Consider the following 17,360-nt stretch of genomic DNA (forward strand, 5'->3'; position numbering starts at 1 on the left):
CTGGCGGAACGAGCTGGTCAGGACGGGGAGATGGTCCACTTGCCGTCGGCGGTCACCTCGACCAGCGCGGGTGCCTGCAGCGGCCGGATGCCGGAGTAGCCACCGATCTCGTTGACGAGCAGGCCACCTTCACCGGTTTCGAGGGAGTAGGCCTGGACCACGAAGTTCGATGACCCCTTGGAGTGAGTGATCTTCGCCTTGGTGGCGTTGCCGCCGAGCACGACGACGTCATCACCTTTGCCGGATGCCTTACCGGAAGCGGCTTTGGTGGCAAGCTGGTCGACGGACCCGATCGTCAGCGTCCAGCGGCCGGCCGCCTCGATCTCGAACTGGGTGGTCTGCGCCCCGTCCTCGAGGTTGATCCACCGCTTGCCCTTGTAGGCTCCGATCTCGTTTACCAGCAGCGACTCAGGGCCGTCGCTCTTGAGAACGGTGTTGCTGGAGCACCGGCAGTCGAAGACGACCACCGACAGATCGGTGAGCGGCGGGATGTCCACCACGTCGTCACCGCGCCCTTTGATCACCCGCGGTTTGGCTGCCGCCTTGGTCGTCGCCGCCGGTTCCGCTGGCGTGGTCTCCGGCTGGGTCTGAGCCGCTGCGGGCTCGGTCTCGGCCGGCGTGGCCCGATGGGTGGCCGGCGTCGTGGACGGCACCGAGACCGCGCCCAGCCGGGTGGCGTCCTTGTCGTCACCGCTGAGAGCGGCGACGCTAACCCCGCAACACAGCAGGACGAGGGCAGTCACCATGGCGCCCACGACGACAACAATGCGGCGGCCCCGCTTCGGTGCGGATGCCGGCTGCGGAAACGGGTTCGGCGGGAAGGGGTTCTGCGGAATGGTCATCGTGCGGCTCCTGGATCGAAGAGTGTCGTTCGCGGTTCGACCTCCACAGAGGAGCACATCGTTCACCAATGTTGCCCCGCGTACTTTGATAACCCGGGTTATCAACTTTCAAAATCTGTGAGGCCGTCGCCGGACGCTAGAGTGACGCATCGATACCGAGGAGGTGAGAGAGCGTGACCGAGGGCTTCATGTCATACCGGGAGATCGCCCATCTCGCCCAGGTGGAAAGGCCGGTGGTCACCACTTGGCGGCGCCGCTACCCGGACTTCCCGGCCCCGACGCAGACCCTCGCCAGCCAGCCTCTCTTCCCTGCCGCTGCGGTCGTCGAATGGCTGCTGCGTAGCGGCCTCGGCAACCTCGAACCAACCGCCCTACGCGCCGAGCTCACCCTGCACACGCTGGCCGCGTACGCCCAGGAACACGGTGGCCGCCGCCTGGTGCTGTCGCTGGGCGCCGCGCTCTGCCTGCGCCACATGGCCGATGCGCCTTTGCCTGCCGACCCGATGCGGCTGGCGGCCCGCCTGGATTTCGACGGCGCCTTCCTGCTCCCCGACCTCGAAGAGGCTCCTGCCCTGGCCGACCTTTCCGGCATGGTCGAACAGCTCATCGAGGGCGCCTACGACACCGACCAGGCGCATCGGTTCCTGCTCGACGCCGCCGCTCGCCTCGGCTGGCCGGGCCTCGGCACCGAGGCCCTGACGCCGCACCTGGTCAACCTGATCCGGCTCGCCGCCGACATGCCCGGCCGGCTCGCCGCTCGCAGCCCGATCACCGTCGCCGACCCGTATGCCGGCTCCGGCGACCTGATCGCCGCATTGCTGACCGGCATCGACCCAGAACAGGCCGTCTGCTGCGCCGTACAGCCGGATCCGGCACTGGCCCGGCTGATCCGCCGCCGTCTGCACCTGGCCGGCATCCCCGAGTTCCACCTCGACGTCGGCCCGGTCCTGGCCGATGACTTCGCCGACGCCGACGTCATCGTCACCCGGCTCCCCTACCAACCGGCCGAGACCCGCAACCCGGCCGCGGACCTCGACCGGATCAGCGACCTCACCGACCTGCTCGGCCCCGGCCGCACCGCAGTGGTCATCGGCCCGGCCGCCAGCCTCGTCGACGCTCTACGGGACCACCAGGCAATCCGGCGCCGGGCCGAACTCCTCACCGGTGGCCTCGTCGAAGCCGTGGTGCGCCTGCCCGGCGGCGTCTTCCCGGCCCGCCCCGGCCACCCGGCCGCGATGTGGGTCCTCACTCGCGACCCGGTCCCCACGACCAAAGGCCGTCTACTCGTCGCCGACCTCAGCGGAGCCGCACTCGACGAACACCGCACCGAGTCGGCCGCCGAGGACATCCTGCTGTGGCGGACAGAGGGACACCGGCGGGACAGCCACGCCCCACGCACCGGAGAGATCGTCCTCGTCCGGGACCTCGACCTGCCCAGAGGGGCACCGCTACAGCCAGCCGGACCGGCAACGGTCACCCTCCTCACCCGACCCGCCGCTGACGGACCCGCGCTGATCGGCGAGGTGGAGCGTCGGCTCGCCGACGCCGAACAGGCTCAGCGCGAGTTCACCGAGAAGCACAGGCCGTTGAACACCACTGCGGCCCACCGCGATGCGGATCCGCCGAAAAGAGTCTCCCTCGGTACGCTGAGCGCCACCCGCCGAGCCCGCCACCTGCCCGGTCACCGACTCGCACCACAGCACGTCGGACCTCGGGGCCAGCACCGGGTACTGGGCGCCGCCGAGGTGACAACCGGAACGTCGAACCGTTTCGTCGACCGCTTCGTCCTGGCCGGCGAATATCAGCACGCCGCGCTCACCGAGCCCGGCGACCTGGTGATCAGCACAGTCCCAGGGTTCGCCGCCCTCGTCGACCAGGACGGGTTCTCGGTGATCGAGTTCCCGGCCCAGGGCCTGCGCCTGTCCCCCGGCGACGCCCTCACCCCACGGGTGCTGAAAGCGCTGCTGGACACCGCCCACAACACCACCCGAAACCCGGGAGCGGTACGCGGTCCGCGGCTGCGCGACGTGACGATCCCCGACCTGAGCCGCCGCGAAGCCACCCGCCTCGACGAACTGCTGCGCCGCCTCGACGAACGCGAACGACTGCTACAACAGCAAACGGACCTTTTGGCCGAACTGCGGGGACTCGCCGTAACCGGCTTCGCCGATGGCACCCTGACCACTTTGTACGGTACGAACTCCTGACCGAGAGAAATGGAACACCCAGTGCCCCCACGCAAACGCGCCGACGGACAGGCCGAGCTCTTCGCCGTGTCCAGCACCAAACAGATCCAGGACATCTTGTGGAAAGCCGCCGACAAACTGCGCGGCTCCATGGACGCTGCGCAGTACAAGGAGTTCGTCCTCGGCCTGGTCTTCCTCAAGTACGTCTCCGACGCGTTCGCCGAACGTCGCAACCAGATCGCCGAGAGCCTCACCGACATCCCGGAGCACCGGCGAGCCGAGTTCCTCGAAGAGCGCGACGAGTACACCAGCGCCAACGTCTTCTGGGTTCCCGAGAACGCCCGCTGGGACTACCTGCTGGAAAACGCCCCCCAAGGTGTCGGCGAACTGCTCGACAACGCCATGGACGCGATCATGCGGGAGAACCCGGCTCTGACCGGCGTCCTGCCGAAGATCTTCAACCGCGACAACGTCGACAAGAACCGCCTCAAGGAGCTCGTCGACCTGATCAGCGACGCGCGCTTCACCGGCCACGGCGACCGCCCCGCCCAGGACGTACTCGGCGAGACCTACGAATACTTCCTGGAGAAGTTCGCCCGCGCCGAAGGCAAACGCGCAGGCGAGTTCTACACACCGTCCAGCGTGGTCCGCGTCCTCGTCGAGGTGTTGGAGCCCTACTCCGGCCGGGTCTACGACCCGTGCTGCGGCTCCGGCGGCATGTTCGTCCAATCGCAGAAGTTCGTCGAAGCCCGCGCCGGCCGCGAACACACCCACGACATCGCCGTCTACGGCCAGGAACAGAACGAACGGACCTGGCGCCTGGCGAAGATGAACCTCGCCATCCACCACATGGACCCCGTCGGCATCGCCGACCGGTGGGCCGACACCTTCGCCGACGACAAACACCCGGACCTGCGGGCCGACTTCATCATGGCCAACCCGCCGTTCAACATGAGCGACTGGGCCCGCCGCGAATCAGACCACCGCTGGAAGTACGGCGTCCCGCCGCAGAGCAACGCCAACTACGCCTGGCTCCAGCACATTGTCTCCAAGCTCGGCGACCGCGGCAGCGCCGGCGTCGTCCTCGCCAACGGCTCGATGTCCTCCAAACAGTCCGGCGAAGGCGAGATCCGCCGCACCATGGTCAAAGCCGACGTGGTGGCGTGCATGATCGCCCTCCCGCCGAACCTGTTCCGCACTACTGCCATCCCCGCCTGCCTCTGGTTCCTCACCAAAGACAAAGGCCCACAGGGCGCAAAGGCGCTGACGGACCGGCGTGAGGAGATCCTCTTCATCGACGCACGCGCTCTCGGCACGATGGTCGATCGCACCGAACGCATCCTCACCGACGAAGACATCGCCAAAATCGCCGATACCTACCACGCCTGGCGAGGCACAAAATCTGCCAAAACCAAGGGCCAGACGTACGAAAACGTCCCCGGCTTCTGCTACTCGGCAAGCCTGGACGAGGTAGCTGCTCACGATCACGTGCTGACTCCCGGCCGCTACGTCGGCACCACCGAAGCCGAAGTAGACCCAAACGTCGAGCCCCTTCCCGACCGCATCGACCGCCTCACGAAGGAGTTGTACGCCGACTTCGACGAGTCAACGCGCCTCACGACCGTCGTCCGTGAGCAGCTCGGGAGGATCGATGTCTAGGACGGTCAAGTTGTCAGAGCTTGCCGCTGAGGGCAGCTTGATCTACGGAGACGGCTACCGAACCAAGAAAGCCGAACATGGCAAACCCGGTCTTCCAATCCTGCGTGTTGCGGAAGTGCACGACGGGCGCATCCGGCCTGAACTCAAAGACTTCGTAAGCGACAGGTACCGCACCACGATGGGCAACAAAGTCTCCCAACCGAACGATGTCGTACTAACCACAAAAGGCACCGTTGGTCGAGTAACCATCATGCCGATCACTGGCGATTCGTTCGTTTATAGCCCACAGCTTTGCTTCTTTCGCCTACCCAAAGAAGCTCCACTGTCACCTCGTTACCTGTCCTACTGGTTCAAGAGTAGCGAGTTTTGGTCACAGGCAAGAAGCCGTAAGAGCCAGACCGACATGGCAGACTATCTGAATCTTGCCGATATTGGGTCGCTGCGCATCACTTTCCCCGGCCGAGCGGAACAGGCAAAGATCGTTTCGGTCTTGGGCGCCTTAGACGAGAAGATTGCGGTCAACGACCGCATTGCCGCGACATCGAGCGTTTTGGCTCAGACGATATTCGATGCATCCCAGCTTGAGATCGACGTCCGAATCGGCGACGTTGCTGACGTCCTAGATGGCCCTCACGCTACACCTCAAAAAACGACAGAAGGTCCTTGGTTTCTCAGCATCAGCAGCCTCAAGGCAGGAATGCTCGACCTGGACGAGTCGGCTCACATGACGGAAGAGGAGTTTCCGCGCTGGACTCGTCGAGTGCAACCCCGAGAGGGTGACGTTCTGTTCTCTTATGAAACGCGCCTGGGAGACGCCGCATTGATGCTTCCCGGAATCCGAGCGAGCCTCGGACGGAGAATGGCAGTGCTGCGCCCCCGAAAGCCCAACGTTTCGGGAGCACTGCTATTGCATTCATATCTAAGCTCCAGATTCAATCAGGAGATCCGAGAGCGCGCGATTCACGGCGCAACCGTAGATCGAATCCCACTTACAGAGTTGCCGTCATGGAAACTGCCACTCCCCCCTATGTATCAATGGGGGAAATACTCGGAAGCCCTCAACGGTATTCATAGGCGAGCGGCGGCTAGCTTGATCGAGAACCGAACTCTAAGCGACCTGCGTGACACGCTGCTGCCGGAGTTGATGTCGGGGCGGTTGCGGATCAGGGACGTCGAGAAGGTTGTTGAAGACGCGGTTTAGGTAGCGACGGTTCATGGGGAGGAGTCGGGATGGGGACCGGTGGAAGACTGAACGAGGCCGGCTGGGAGACGCTGGCTCTAGAAGAGCTGTTCGAGCTCGGCTGGGAGACCGGTGCCGGCAAGGATTTCGGGCCTGGCACCGGGCAGCGGCAGGGCTGGGCTGATCTGGTGCTGGTCGAGGATCTGCGGGCGGCGATTGCTCGGCTCAATCCCGACCTGCCGCCCTCGGCGGTCACCGAGGCGGTTCGGGCGGCCACCGATGTGGCCTCCCGGGAGGCGTTCGCCGAGAACCGGGCCGCCCACGAGCGGCTTGTCCATGGCATCCGCTCTATCTCGTACACCGACTCGTTCGGCGCCGAGCACAACCCCACCGTGCGTCTGGCCGACCTGCGTGACCCCGAGCAGAACATCTACCGGGCGATCAACCAGGTGCTGGTGATCGACGGAGATCACCAGCGCCGGTTCGACATCGTGCTCTATCTCAACGGGCTGCCGGTCGCGATCTTCGAACTGAAGAACGCCACCGCCGAGAACGCAACACTGACTGGCGCGCACGCGCAGCTGCAGACGTACCTCGCAGAGTTTCCTCTGGCCTTCCGGCACGCGGTGCTCTGCGTGATCTCCGACGGGGTGACCGCGAAGTACGGCACCCCGTTCACCCACTACGAACATTTCGCGCCGTGGAACATCGACACCGACGGCGAGCGGCTCGACACCACCTCGCCGGGGTACGACGGCCCGGAAGCTCTGGTCGTCGCCCTGCACGGGCTGTTCCTGCGGCAGCGGTTCTGGGAGTTGGCCGCGAGGTTCGTCAACTTCACCTCGTCCACGAAGCGGATCGCCAAGCCGCACCAGCATTTCGCGGTCACCCAGGCGATCCGGTGCATCGTGCGGGCCTCGCAGAGCGACGGGAAGGCCGGAGTCGTCTGGCACACCCAAGGTTCCGGCAAGTCGGAGGAGATGGTGTGCACGGCGGCGATGGCCGCCCACGAACCGACGCTGAAGAACCCGACAATCGTGGTCCTCACCGACCGCAACGATCTCGACGACCAGCTCTTCGACACGTTCCACGAGAGCCAGTCGCTGCTGGGCCAGGAGCCGGAGCAGGCCGAATCCCGCGCCGAACTGCGGGACAAGCTGTCGAACCGGAACGCCGGCGGCATCATCTTCACCACGTTGCAGAAGTTCGGGCGTACCAAAGAAGAACGGGAGGCCGGGAGGCCGCATCCGCTCCTGTCCGACCGCCGCAACGTCCTGGTGATCGTCGACGAGGCGCACCGCAGTCACTACGACAGCCTGGACGGCTATGCCCGGCACCTGCGTGACGCGCTGCCGCACGCCACGTTCATCGCCTTCACCGGCACCCCGATCGCCACCGCCGAGGTCAACACCCGGGCCGTCTTCGGCGACTACATCGACGTGTACGACCTGAAGCGTGCCGTCGACGACGAGGCGACCGTGCGGGTCTACCACGAGCCGCGGATCATCCCGGTGTCGTTGCCGCCGGACATCGACCCGGAGAGCATCGACGAGCAGGTGGAGACGCTTACCGCCAGCCTGGACGACGCCGAACGGCGTAAGGCGGTGGCGTACGCGGCCACCATGAACACCGTCTACGGCGCCCCCGACCGGGTCGAGACCCTGGCCAACGACCTGGTCGAACACTGGGAGAAGCGGCGTGAACTGATGAAACCGCAGCTCGGCGGCCCCGGCAAGGCGATGCTGGTCTGCGCCACCCGGGAGATCTGCGTCAAGGTGTACGACGCGCTCGCGAAGCTGCGCCCGGACTGGGCGGACCCGGCCGTCGACAAGGGCCGTATGAAGATCGTCTTCAGTACCCTGCCCAGCGACGACAAGATGTTCCAGCCGCACATGCTGCGCCCGTCGCAGCGCAAGACCATCCAGAACCGCGCCAAGAACCCCGACGACGAGCTCGAACTGATCATCGTGCACTCGATGCTGCTCACCGGGTTCGACGCACCGCCGATCCACACCATCTACATGGACCGGCCGATGCGCGGCGCCGTCCTGATGCAGGCGCTGGCCCGGGTCAACCGCCGGTTCGCCGGCAAGCAGGACGGCCTACTCGTCGGCTACGCCCCGCTGACCGAACACCTGCGCAAAGCCCTCACCGAGTACACCACCTCTGACCAGGAGGACCAGACACTCGGCCGAGAGATCGACCGGGCGATCAGCGAGGTGTACAACGAGGTCTCCGTCCTCGAAGCCATGCTCGCACCGGTGCCATGGCGAGACCTCCTCGCCGACCAGAGCCATCCGACCCCGTGGTCCCGCGCGGTGAAGCGGGCCGCCAACCACCTGCGTGCCCCGAGCACCCCGGCAGACACCGCTGAACCGGGAAAAAAGCCGCTGCACCAGCGATTCCGTGAATCCGCCGGCCGACTCGAACGCTTCTACACCCTCTGTGCCACCAGCCGCGACTTCGTCGAGCGCGCCGGCGACATCCAGCGGCTGCGACTCGACATCCAGTTCTTCCGTGACGTACGCGTCCGGATCGTCAAGGAGGAAGCCGCCGACCGGGAGGCCAGGGGCCTGCCCAACACCGCCGAGGTGGAACGCTACCTGGCCCAGCTCGCCGCCGAGGTCGTCGACGCCGCCGACATCACCGACATCTATGCCGAGGCAGGGCTAGGCCGACTCGACATCACCGAACTCAACGGCGTCGCGCTGCAGCGCCTGCAGGAGTCGGAGACCCCACACCTGGCCGCGGCTGCACTACGCCGGCTGATCGAACGCAAGATGCGCGAGGTCACCAAACACAACGTGGTCCGCCGGGAGCTCTTCTCCACGCAGCTCGAAGACCTGATGAACCGCTACATGCGCCAGCAGTTGACCAGTGCCCAGCTGATCGTCGAACTCGTCGAACTGGCCAAGGAGGTCTCCGCCGACGCCCGGCGTGGCCTGCGGTTTGACCCGCCGCTCAACCACGCCGAACTCGCCTTCTACGACGCCGTCGCCCAGAACGGCGCCGCCACCGAACTCATGGGCGTCGGCAAACTCGCCGACATCGCCCGCGAACTGGTCAAATCCGTCCAGTCCACCATCACCGTCGACTGGTTCTCCCGCGAGCCGGTCCGTGCCAAGCTGCGCACCCACATCCGCCGACTCCTCGCCCGCTACGACTACCCACCCGACCAAGAACGCGAGGCCATCGACCTGGTCCTGCGCCAGCTGGAAACCTTCGCCACCGACTGGGCCGTCACGGCAAATGAACGGGGTTGATTCCGCTACAGCGTGCAACAATCCACTTCGTACTGTGCCATCGGCCTCGGGAGGACAACTTGAGCTCGGCCAGCCACCGATCTGGAAGCCGCGATGTTGCTCTCCAGGTGCGCCAGACCGAAGCAGCCCTACGCTCGGTCTACATCAACACCGGGCTGCTCAACCTCCAGGATCTGGAAGGTCGGTCCGAGGAGGAGCGCGCGCCCCGCGCGCTCTCCCGCGCACTCGCAGCCCAGGCGGTCCGCATCGTCACTGGCTGGACCGCCCAGGATTCGGCTGTCACTGTCATCGACGGCGTCGCTGATCAAGGCATTGACGCGATCGCCGTCGTCGAGAAGCCCGATCCGCACGTCTACCTGATTCAGGCGAAGTGGAGCAAGACCGGCAACGCCAGCGCCGATCGCTCCGCGGTGATGGAGCTTCTCCAGGGTCTGCGTCTCATAGACGATGAGGATTTCAGTCCCTTCAACCTGCGGGGACGCATCTTGGCCGAGCAGGCCAAGAATGTCATGTCGCAGGGACCGGTGCCGGTGACACAGGTCGTCGTTCTCATGCGTGCCGAGAGCGTGCCGTTCGGTTTCCTGGATGCGATCCAGGGCGGGGAGCGGGAGTTCAACCGTCACGGCAACGTGCTCGACAGCAGGGTCATTCTCGCGCCGGAGGTCTGGGCTTCGGTCCGTGAGGACATGTCTCCACGGCCGGTGGAGTTGGAAGCCGAGATGTTCCCGTGGTTCCCGGTGAGCACGCCGTACCTGTCGTACCAGGGCGTGGTGGAAGCGGACCAGGTTGCGCGGTGGGTCGAGCACGACACCAACCTCTTCCAGCTGAACATCCGGAACCCTCTGGGCCGCACCCCGATCAATAACGAGATGATCGAGACGCTGTCCGGCGAGCCGGCCCACTTCTGGTACTTCAACAACGGTGTGACGATCCTCTGCGAGTCGGTGGACGCTGTGCCACAGTCGATTCGTTCCCCACAGACACGACCCATCAAGCTGACCCTGCACAACGCCAGCGTCGTGAACGGCGCGCAGACCGTCCGTTCCGTCGCGGAGGCCGTCGCCGCTGACGAGGACGCGGCCTCGGCGCAGATCGGGGTTCGTATCATCGTGACCGGTAAGGCGGTGGAGTTCGCCAAGCGTGCGACCCAGGCGACCAACCGGCAGAACCGAGTCGAGGCGCGCGACTTCATCGCGCTCGATCCGGTGCAAGCAGCCATCCTGGAGGACATGCGGGCCGAACTTGGACTCGACTACAGCGTCCGCCGGGGAGAGTTGGAGCCCGAACCGGACACCGGCTGCTCGGTCGTCGAAGCCGCGTGTGCTCTCGCCTGCGCCCACCCCGACAGCCAATACGCGGCCAGGATCGCAACCACGCTCGACGTGCTGTGGGAGCGCGGCTCACGGGGCATCTACGACGTCCTGTTCCGACCGCAACCCGGTGTCTACGCTCTGTGGAATTCCGTTCTGGTACTGCGTCAGGTACGGCGTGTTCTGCACGAGCTTCGGCCACAGTACGCGGGGCGCGGCGCTGCTCTGATTGATCATGGGCTTTACCTTCTCGCTCATCTGGTGTTCCGGCGTCTCGACACCGACGCGATCGATGAACCCGACTCGAAGCTGGAATGGGCAGCCAGCGCCATGAAGCAGGTAAAGGGTCTACTCGAGACGCTCCTGCCAACGGCAGTCGCGACCATCGACGAGCTGTTCACGGACCGTGCCCAGATCCGGGCGGTCTGCTCTGATGTCACACGCTGTCGTCAAATCACCGAACACGTGCTCAGCTCGGATGGAACCTCTCGTCCCCCATCAACGGACAAATACCGTCGGCTGCCGCCTGGCCGCACTCGTCGACCGAACGCCGTCTCAGTGCTGGTCGACAGGGCCGTACTGCCCGAAGGCGAAGCCCTCAGCCTCATCATCTCGACTCCCAGCGAGGTTGAGGCGATGCGCGGCTGGCTCGCCGAGGACCCGAAGCGCTCACGTGCCAGTTGGGTCCCGCACCGCGGCAAACCGATTCTCTGGGCAGCCGATGGTAACCGCTACTCGCCGTCAGGGCTGATCTCCCGCATGTGGGAGCTGGCGGGCTGGGAGAACCGGCCGGTGGCCAATCAGGGAACGGCACGGTGGGTGGTAAGTTCCGGCGACACCCTCGCCGAACTGGCATGGCGTGCCCTTCGCGAACTTGATTCGGCCGATGACACCGATTGAGTTAGCCGCCCCAACGCCCGACTCCATTGATGTATTCACTTGGCGCGCCTACCTCTTGGGCTGCATGTTCTGCCTGAGTTCCGCTGCGGTGGCGTCGGCGAGTGCGGATCTCTCCAGGGAGAACGGTCCCGAGGTGTTGGAGACCAGGGACGGTCGCCGGAGGGTTTCGATGACCCGGGTGATGTCTCGTAGCGCGTTGGCGACTTGCTGCTCCTGGGAGTAGGCGTCCCTTTCGAGGGCGCTGATCGCGGTCGTGATGTTCGCGGCGACGTCGGCGGTCGTTCGGCCTCCGATGTTGAACCGGGTTATGGCGTTCTTCTCCTCTTTGTCCGGGACGAGGCCCTGCGCGATGGTGCCACCGGCGTCCAGCATCAGCGCCACATCGTCGCGCTCTATCACGAGGTGAGTGCGAGCGGATACGGCGTCATCTGCAGTACCTGCTGGAGGCTGCCGAACACCACCGCCCCCTCAGTGGCAGACGATCGTCTTCCCGGCCATCCACGGGAGACTGGTCAACCGGACGTCCCCAAGGGCTCATTGCGGGGTGCAGTACAGACAGTCCCCGTCGGGCCAGCAGTACCGATGGCAATCGTGGATTGACAACCGGCGCCACGAGGCTTCCCCGGCCGCTTGGCCGGGGCAGCCTCATCACATCTGTTGGCCGCTTTCACCGAAGACGATCAACTTGCCGATGCCGACGCCGAGGGCATGCGCGATGGCGTGGAGAACTTCGAGGTCGACGTCTCCCTGACCACTTTCGATGTCATCAATCACAGGCTCAGGCAATCCCGCACGCTCGGCGACGTCGGCGACCGTCATGCCAGCGGCCTCGCGTACACGCGCCGCGGCTCTTCCGAGTTCCGCGAAGTCGTATTGAGCAGCATGGTGCGCTGCCATCTTCGGCATTTCCTCCGGCATCCGCACGACGATGCACTATAGTGCATTACGTGGTCGTCAGGCTGACCACACCTGCCGCAGTCGAAGATCAACACACCCGGATCGCCCAACACGGGCAAGCGTTGCGACAGTGCACTAAGATGCACCACGAGACGAGAAGTCACATCTTGATCGCGACCAGTACATAGGAGCAGCAAGTGAGCAGGGTGATCGTCACGTTGGAGCTCGACGACGAGGTATACGCGACGGCCAAGGAGCGTGCCCATGCCGAGCTGGTCTCCGCCGAGACGTGGATCGCGTACAGGCTGGAGCAGCACATCAACCTGACCCGCCTGCGCAACTCTGACCGCAGCGATACCCCCGGGGAGGACGCCGGCGAGGAACATGGATCGCCTACCGACCGGCCGCCTTCCACGCCCGGATGAACTCCCGGTACAGGAACTGTTGATACGGCTGCCCACCGATGCGGAACTGGGCCATCTGTCGGCCGATCGCCTTGGTCCCGAACCAGAGCCCGGATACCTTGGGCACGCCGGTCGCAACCTGCACCACCGAGGCGACGTCGTCGACGAGCTCGCGCTCCACCGGAGACGCTTCCGCTCGTCGCAACCCGAGGCGATCGAGCAGCTGCTCTTTGACCTCCTCAAGGTCTCGGGCGACCCGCAAGAGATCTTCATCGGTGACGCACCGCATGACGGTTGCGCGCAGCTCAGCGGCGTCTTCCCGGTAGTCGCAGACGCGCTCGACGACCATTTCAAGCCAGTCGGGATCCGCCTTCTGCATAGTCTCCGAGGAGTCCCACAACCGGCCGCCGAGCAGCGGCAGCTCCAGCTCCAGGAGCCGCATCCGGTGAGACTGGGGCGCACCGGCCGCCTCCGACAATGATCTGTGGATTCCCCGGACGGACTTGATCAGGTCGAGCACCGAGCCGTTGTCGGTGTGGTCCTGATTGAGCTGGAATGTCAGGGAGAAATCCCGGCGCATCGGGTGCGCCTGGTAGCAGGTGCCCGCCACTTCGGCGCGCACCTTGTACTTCAGTCCGCGCACCAGATTGGCCATCAGGTACTTCTGTTCTGCGGCGGATGCGATCTGCTCGAGGGATCCTTCGAGCGTCAACGCGGCGGCCCGCGCCCACCGTCCGTAGTCGTCGTCCTCGATGCCGTCAGAGGTGGTGATGCGATCCGTGTGGTGTCCGGGAACTCGGATCTTCCGGGCTTGAAAGTCAGACCACTCTCCGATACGACGCGAGAGACTGTTGCGCCGGCTGGGCTGAGCCTGGTCGCATATCAGCGCCTGCTCGACGAACTGCATCACGCTGCGTGTCCCTTGAGGGCTCTTCAGATCTCGTAAGGCATCGGTCTCGGCGTCCGCGGCCATCGCCCACTGCTGGCCGTCGAGGCGTAGCGGATGCAGAAGTTGGGCTCGCATCAACGCACGCAGCAGTCGCGGCTGCTCGCCGTAGTCCTCGGGCCGGGGGTTCGGCAGGGTCGGATGGGCCACGTAGACCGTCGACATGAAGATCAAAGACTGGATCAGCTCGACGAAACACTGGCGCGCGAAGGGATCTTCGGGCACGGCGCCTTGGTTCTGCGAGACGATGAAGTCCTCAGCCCCGATGATCGATGTGACGTCGACCAGGACGCTCGAGTCTTGCTGTGGCCCGGTCACATGAGCTTCAAGAACCATTCGACGGCCTCCGGCGGTCCGAGGATGGTGGAGTCAAAGGTCGGCTCGGCTTGGCGCAGCGTCGCTACGTCCACGGGCACCCGGGCAGCTCCGCCGCGGTCAGTGGCACGGAGACCAACGGTCTCGCCGAGGCAGATTCCGGCAAGGCCGTCCCAGATCTTCTGCCTGGTGCGGTAAAAGATCTCGAAGTGCGTTGGGACAGCATCAGAGTATGGACTTAGGTCAATGGCGGTTCTGACCATGTCCATGGTCTGCGATGTGGTCCGCGTCTTGAGCTGGAAGCCCGCCGCCTGGAGCTGGGATTCAAAGCCACGCGGCTCGGTGCCGCTGCTGCGGGTCACCGACGCCAAGCGTGGCCCAGCCAGTGGGTCCGGTTGACCGATTTCGGAACCGTCGACTCGAACACTGCCGGTCGGCTGGTCACAGGTGATCAGCAACGGCCTTCGGTCGACACCCATCTCCGGTGCGAGGATGAAAGCGGCGACCGGACGGTACTCCCGGAGTACGCAGACCACCGAGCCGAACTCGCGATGATCCGGGCGCACGAACTCGGCCGTGCCGTCGATGGGATCGATCACGTAGAGCAACTTGCTCGAGTCGGCGACTTCGTCGCGCTCGTCGTCCCGTCCGTCCTCCTCACCGATGATGACGGCGTGAGGGTCGAACGTCCGGATGCGATCGGAGATCAACCTTTCGATCTCGACGTCGGCAGCCGTGAGCAGCGTCTTGTCCGGTTTGGTGGTCACCGGCAACGTCGCGATGCGCTCCCGGTAACGGCGGATGACATCGTTCAGTTCGTCGGCGAGTGCCCGCCAGAGTTCGTCGAAGTCCGTCACGATATGCCTCCAGGCGATCCGGATGATCGGCATGCCAGAACGGGATCATTGTTTCATGCTGTCCGGTTCAGGCAGCCGAGCTTCATTCAATGACGTGGCTTCTCCGAGCGCCGCTTCTCCGGGCGCACACCCTCCAGATCCGACACCCCGTACGATGACGGTGCAGACAACACCGGGCACCGGTCGTATGGAGCAGTTTCTTGCGTGATCTGGATGAAGACCCGGCGAAGGAACCCTTCCCGTACGACGCCGTCTCACTTGGACGAGCGGTTGCTGCCGCCAGGCAGGCCGCAGGCCTGACTCTGGACGGGCTCGCGGCCCGGTCAGGCGTCTCCCGCCGGATGATCGTCGACATCGAGCAGGGCCGTAAGTCCTCCACCGTCAAGACACTGCACGCGATCGCCCACGCGGTTTCTGTACCACTGGGCACTCTGGCCGAGTCGGCCTGCGGACACGACATCTCCGCCATTCGGCCAGCATCGCCCACAACTCCGTAATCAGCCGCGACGGCACAGCACGGCCATTCCACCTGAGGGTAAAAGAATCGGACACGCCGTCGGAAGTGCACTAAAGTGCATCTCCCTGGGATAAGGTAGCCCGGTCGTTCCGCACAGCACGGCACGCACCCGAAAGCCCGGTCAGCCTCGCGCGCCCTTGGGCGACCGTGAAGACGGAACGTCGCGACTGGATTCGCCATGCCCATGAAGCCGGCTATATAGGTGGAAACCAAGATGCCTTCAACAAAGCCCGGGCCTTCCCCCTTGATCTTGGACACTTGAACCTTGGATCGTGAGGTCCGGGTAGATCAGGAGTCCTGGAGCACGATGGCGAACAAGCACTATCCCGCACAGTTCAAGGCCGACGCGGTGGCGTTGTACCGGTCCCGGCCGGGCACCACGATCGCGGAGGTCGCCGACGATCTCGGCGTCAACCGGGAGACGCTGCGTAGCTGGGTCCGTGCCGATGACCAGCGCCGCGGCGGCGGGTCCGGGCGGCCGGCGGCAGCGACGGTGAAGCCGGAGCCGGGTTCGGTGGAGGCGGAGAACGCCGAGCTGCGCCGGCGGGTCCGGGAGCTGGAAGAGGAACGCGACATTCTGCGGAAGGCGGCCCGGTATTTCGCCGGGGAGACGCGCTGGTGAACCGCTTCCAGTTCGTCGCCGACCACCATGAGCGCTACGGCGTGAAGCGGTTGTGTCAGGTCCTGGGTGTGGCCCGGTCGAGTTACTACTACTGGACGTCGACCGCTGAGGCGCGGGCGGCCCGGCAGGCCGCCGACACCGTCCTGGCCGGGCAGATCCGCAAGATCCATGCGGTCGGCAACACCTACGGGGTGCCGCGGATCACCGCCGAGCTGCACGACAACGGCACCGTGGTCAACCACAAGCGCGTCGAGCGGGTGATGCGCGGTATCGGTGTGCGGGGGCTGCGGCTGCGCCGCCGGACCAGGACGACGATCGGCGATCCGGCCGCGGTCAAGGCGCCGGACCTGATCGGCCGGGACTTCACCGCACCCGCGGTCAACCAGCGCTACGTCGGTGACATCACCTACCTGCCGGTCGGTGAGCGCGGCTTCCTCTACCTGGCCACCGTCATCGACCTGCACTCGCGCCGCCTGGCGGGCTGGGCGATCGCCGACCACATGCGCACCGGCCTGGTCATCGACGCCCTGAACGCCGCGCAGCGGACCCGGGGCAGCCTGGCCGGCGCGATCTTCCATTCCGATCACGGAGCGCAGTACACATCGAAGGCCTTCGCCGCCGTCTGCGCGGCGGCCGGCGTCCGGCAGTCGATGAGCAAAATCGGGAGCTCGGCCGACAACGCCCTGGCCGAGTCGTTCAACGCGACCTTCAAACGCGAAACCCTGCAGGGCCGCCGCGCGTTCACCGACGAACGCGACGCCCGGCTCAACAGTTTCCGCTGGCTGCACCGCTACAACACCGTCCGCCGCCACTCCCGGCTCGGACAGCAGTCCCCGATCACCTATGAGCGGTTCCAAGAAAGATCAGCTACCATCACACAAGCCGCATAAACCCCGTGTCCGAGTTCCGGGGGTAAGGCCCCTCCTCCGGAGCCAGCGACTATCAGATCCAGCAGCAGATGGGGCACGCCTCCGTGGAAGTGACCAGAAAGGTCTATGGACACTTCTTCAAGATCGACCGCTCCGAACTAGCCCGGCGAGCCTCGGAGAGGATCGACATCCTGACCGAGGCAGAGCTGGCCGAAGCCGAGAAGGCCGGCAACGGCGAAGCCGACGAGGCCCGCGACAAATGACGCTCACCTGAGCGCACCCAACAGCAGCGACAGCGAGATCGCGATCACCCCGGTGGTCGCCATCTGGTGTATCCGGGAGCTGGCAGGTGAGTGCCAGTGGCAACTTCCGTCACGGTGCATACGAATCCACCGAGACTGATACGACCGCGCCACTGAGGGAATCCTGAGGGGACGGATGCGCACTTATCTTCCCGAAGAGATGCCATATGGGCATCTGGCCAGGGGTAATGCATGGTGGGCGATACTGGGATCGAACCAGTGACCTCTTCCGTGTCAAGGAAGCGCGCTCCCGCTGCGCCAATCGCCCTCAAACTGCGAGGTGGAGACGGG

At 65.2% G+C, this 17,360-nt stretch carries 14 protein-coding genes and 1 tRNA gene; 9 read left to right on the plus strand and 6 right to left on the minus strand.

The genetic code is table 11. From position 1 onward, the window contains the following. Positions 1-17 precede the first annotated feature (17 nt). A complete protein-coding gene (locus WH85_RS47690; RefSeq protein WP_157411418.1) occupies positions 18-842 on the minus strand; it encodes a hypothetical protein in 825 nt (274 codons plus the stop codon). Between the two features lie 173 nt (positions 843-1,015). On the opposite strand from WH85_RS47690, the gene WH85_RS35405 reads away from it, so the two are divergent. The 5 genes from WH85_RS35405 to WH85_RS35420 all read left to right on the plus strand — a co-directional run bounded on the left by WH85_RS35405 (position 1,016) and on the right by WH85_RS35420 (position 11,340). Next, the gene (locus WH85_RS35405) at positions 1,016-3,049 is read left to right on the plus strand and encodes an N-6 DNA methylase family protein (protein ID WP_083449492.1); all 2,034 of its coding nucleotides are present in this window, start codon (positions 1,016-1,018) and stop codon (positions 3,047-3,049) included. 96 nt (positions 3,050-3,145) lie between these two features. Further along, entirely contained in the window at positions 3,146-4,687 is a 1,542-nt protein-coding gene (locus WH85_RS35410) for a type I restriction-modification system subunit M (protein WP_245674222.1), read from the plus strand. Continuing rightward, entirely contained in the window at positions 4,680-5,888 is a 1,209-nt protein-coding gene (locus WH85_RS49265) for a restriction endonuclease subunit S (protein WP_083449493.1), read from the plus strand. Before WH85_RS35410 ends, WH85_RS49265 begins: the two co-directional genes overlap by 8 nt. Before the next feature lie 29 nt (positions 5,889-5,917). Further along, positions 5,918-9,130, plus strand: a complete 3,213-nt coding sequence (locus WH85_RS35415; protein WP_045746473.1) for a type I restriction endonuclease subunit R — start codon at positions 5,918-5,920, stop codon at positions 9,128-9,130. 107 nt (positions 9,131-9,237) lie between these two features. Beyond that, a complete protein-coding gene (locus tag WH85_RS35420) occupies positions 9,238-11,340 on the plus strand; it encodes an AIPR family protein (protein WP_045746474.1) in 2,103 nt (700 codons plus the stop codon). A gap of 48 nt (positions 11,341-11,388) precedes the next feature. On the opposite strand, the gene WH85_RS35425 is transcribed toward WH85_RS35420, so the two are convergent. Both WH85_RS35425 and WH85_RS49270 read right to left on the minus strand, forming a co-directional pair. Then, entirely contained in the window at positions 11,389-11,721 is a 333-nt protein-coding gene (locus tag WH85_RS35425) for a hypothetical protein (protein WP_045746475.1), read from the minus strand. A gap of 267 nt (positions 11,722-11,988) precedes the next feature. Next, on the minus strand, positions 11,989-12,258 hold the full coding sequence (locus tag WH85_RS49270; protein WP_083449494.1) for a helix-turn-helix domain-containing protein: 270 nt from the start codon (positions 12,256-12,258) through the stop codon (positions 11,989-11,991). Positions 12,259-12,434: 176 nt separating this feature from the next. Between WH85_RS49270 and WH85_RS35435 the strand changes: the two genes are divergently transcribed. Next, complete coding sequence (locus WH85_RS35435) at positions 12,435-12,662, plus strand: hypothetical protein (protein ID WP_045746477.1); 228 nt, start codon at positions 12,435-12,437, stop codon at positions 12,660-12,662. On the opposite strand, the gene WH85_RS35440 is transcribed toward WH85_RS35435, so the two are convergent. Beyond that, the gene (locus tag WH85_RS35440; RefSeq protein ID WP_045746478.1) at positions 12,631-13,905 is read right to left on the minus strand and encodes a hypothetical protein; all 1,275 of its coding nucleotides are present in this window, start codon (positions 13,903-13,905) and stop codon (positions 12,631-12,633) included. The two genes, WH85_RS35435 and WH85_RS35440, sit on opposite strands and share 32 nt — an antisense overlap. Continuing rightward, positions 13,902-14,792 carry an inositol monophosphatase family protein gene (locus WH85_RS35445; RefSeq protein ID WP_052721029.1) on the minus strand — a complete coding sequence of 297 codons (891 nt, stop codon included), beginning with the start codon at positions 14,790-14,792 and terminating at the stop codon, positions 13,902-13,904. The genes WH85_RS35440 and WH85_RS35445 overlap by 4 nt, the downstream gene beginning before the upstream one ends. A gap of 167 nt (positions 14,793-14,959) precedes the next feature. On the opposite strand from WH85_RS35445, the gene WH85_RS49275 reads away from it, so the two are divergent. From WH85_RS49275 to WH85_RS50995, 3 genes are all read left to right on the plus strand, one after another. Further along, positions 14,960-15,256, plus strand: a complete 297-nt coding sequence (locus WH85_RS49275; protein ID WP_083449495.1) for a helix-turn-helix domain-containing protein — start codon at positions 14,960-14,962, stop codon at positions 15,254-15,256. 327 nt (positions 15,257-15,583) lie between these two features. Next, positions 15,584-16,788, plus strand: a protein-coding gene (locus WH85_RS35460; protein WP_157411422.1) for an IS3 family transposase whose coding sequence is annotated in 2 segments (ribosomal slippage) — positions 15,584-15,884 and positions 15,884-16,788 — 1,206 coding nt in all. Because the reading frame shifts where the segments join, the coding sequence is not laid out codon by codon here. A gap of 83 nt (positions 16,789-16,871) precedes the next feature. Further along, positions 16,872-17,030, plus strand: a complete 159-nt coding sequence (locus WH85_RS50995) for a hypothetical protein (protein ID WP_157411421.1) — start codon at positions 16,872-16,874, stop codon at positions 17,028-17,030. A gap of 232 nt (positions 17,031-17,262) precedes the next feature. Here WH85_RS50995 and WH85_RS35465 read toward each other — a convergent pair. After that, a tRNA-Val gene (locus WH85_RS35465) sits at positions 17,263-17,337 on the minus strand. Between the last annotated feature and the right edge of the window lie 23 nt (positions 17,338-17,360).

The sequence above is a fragment of the Actinoplanes rectilineatus genome (genome assembly GCF_000962825.1).
Classification (GTDB): Bacteria; Actinomycetota; Actinomycetes; order Mycobacteriales; family Micromonosporaceae; genus Actinoplanes; species Actinoplanes rectilineatus.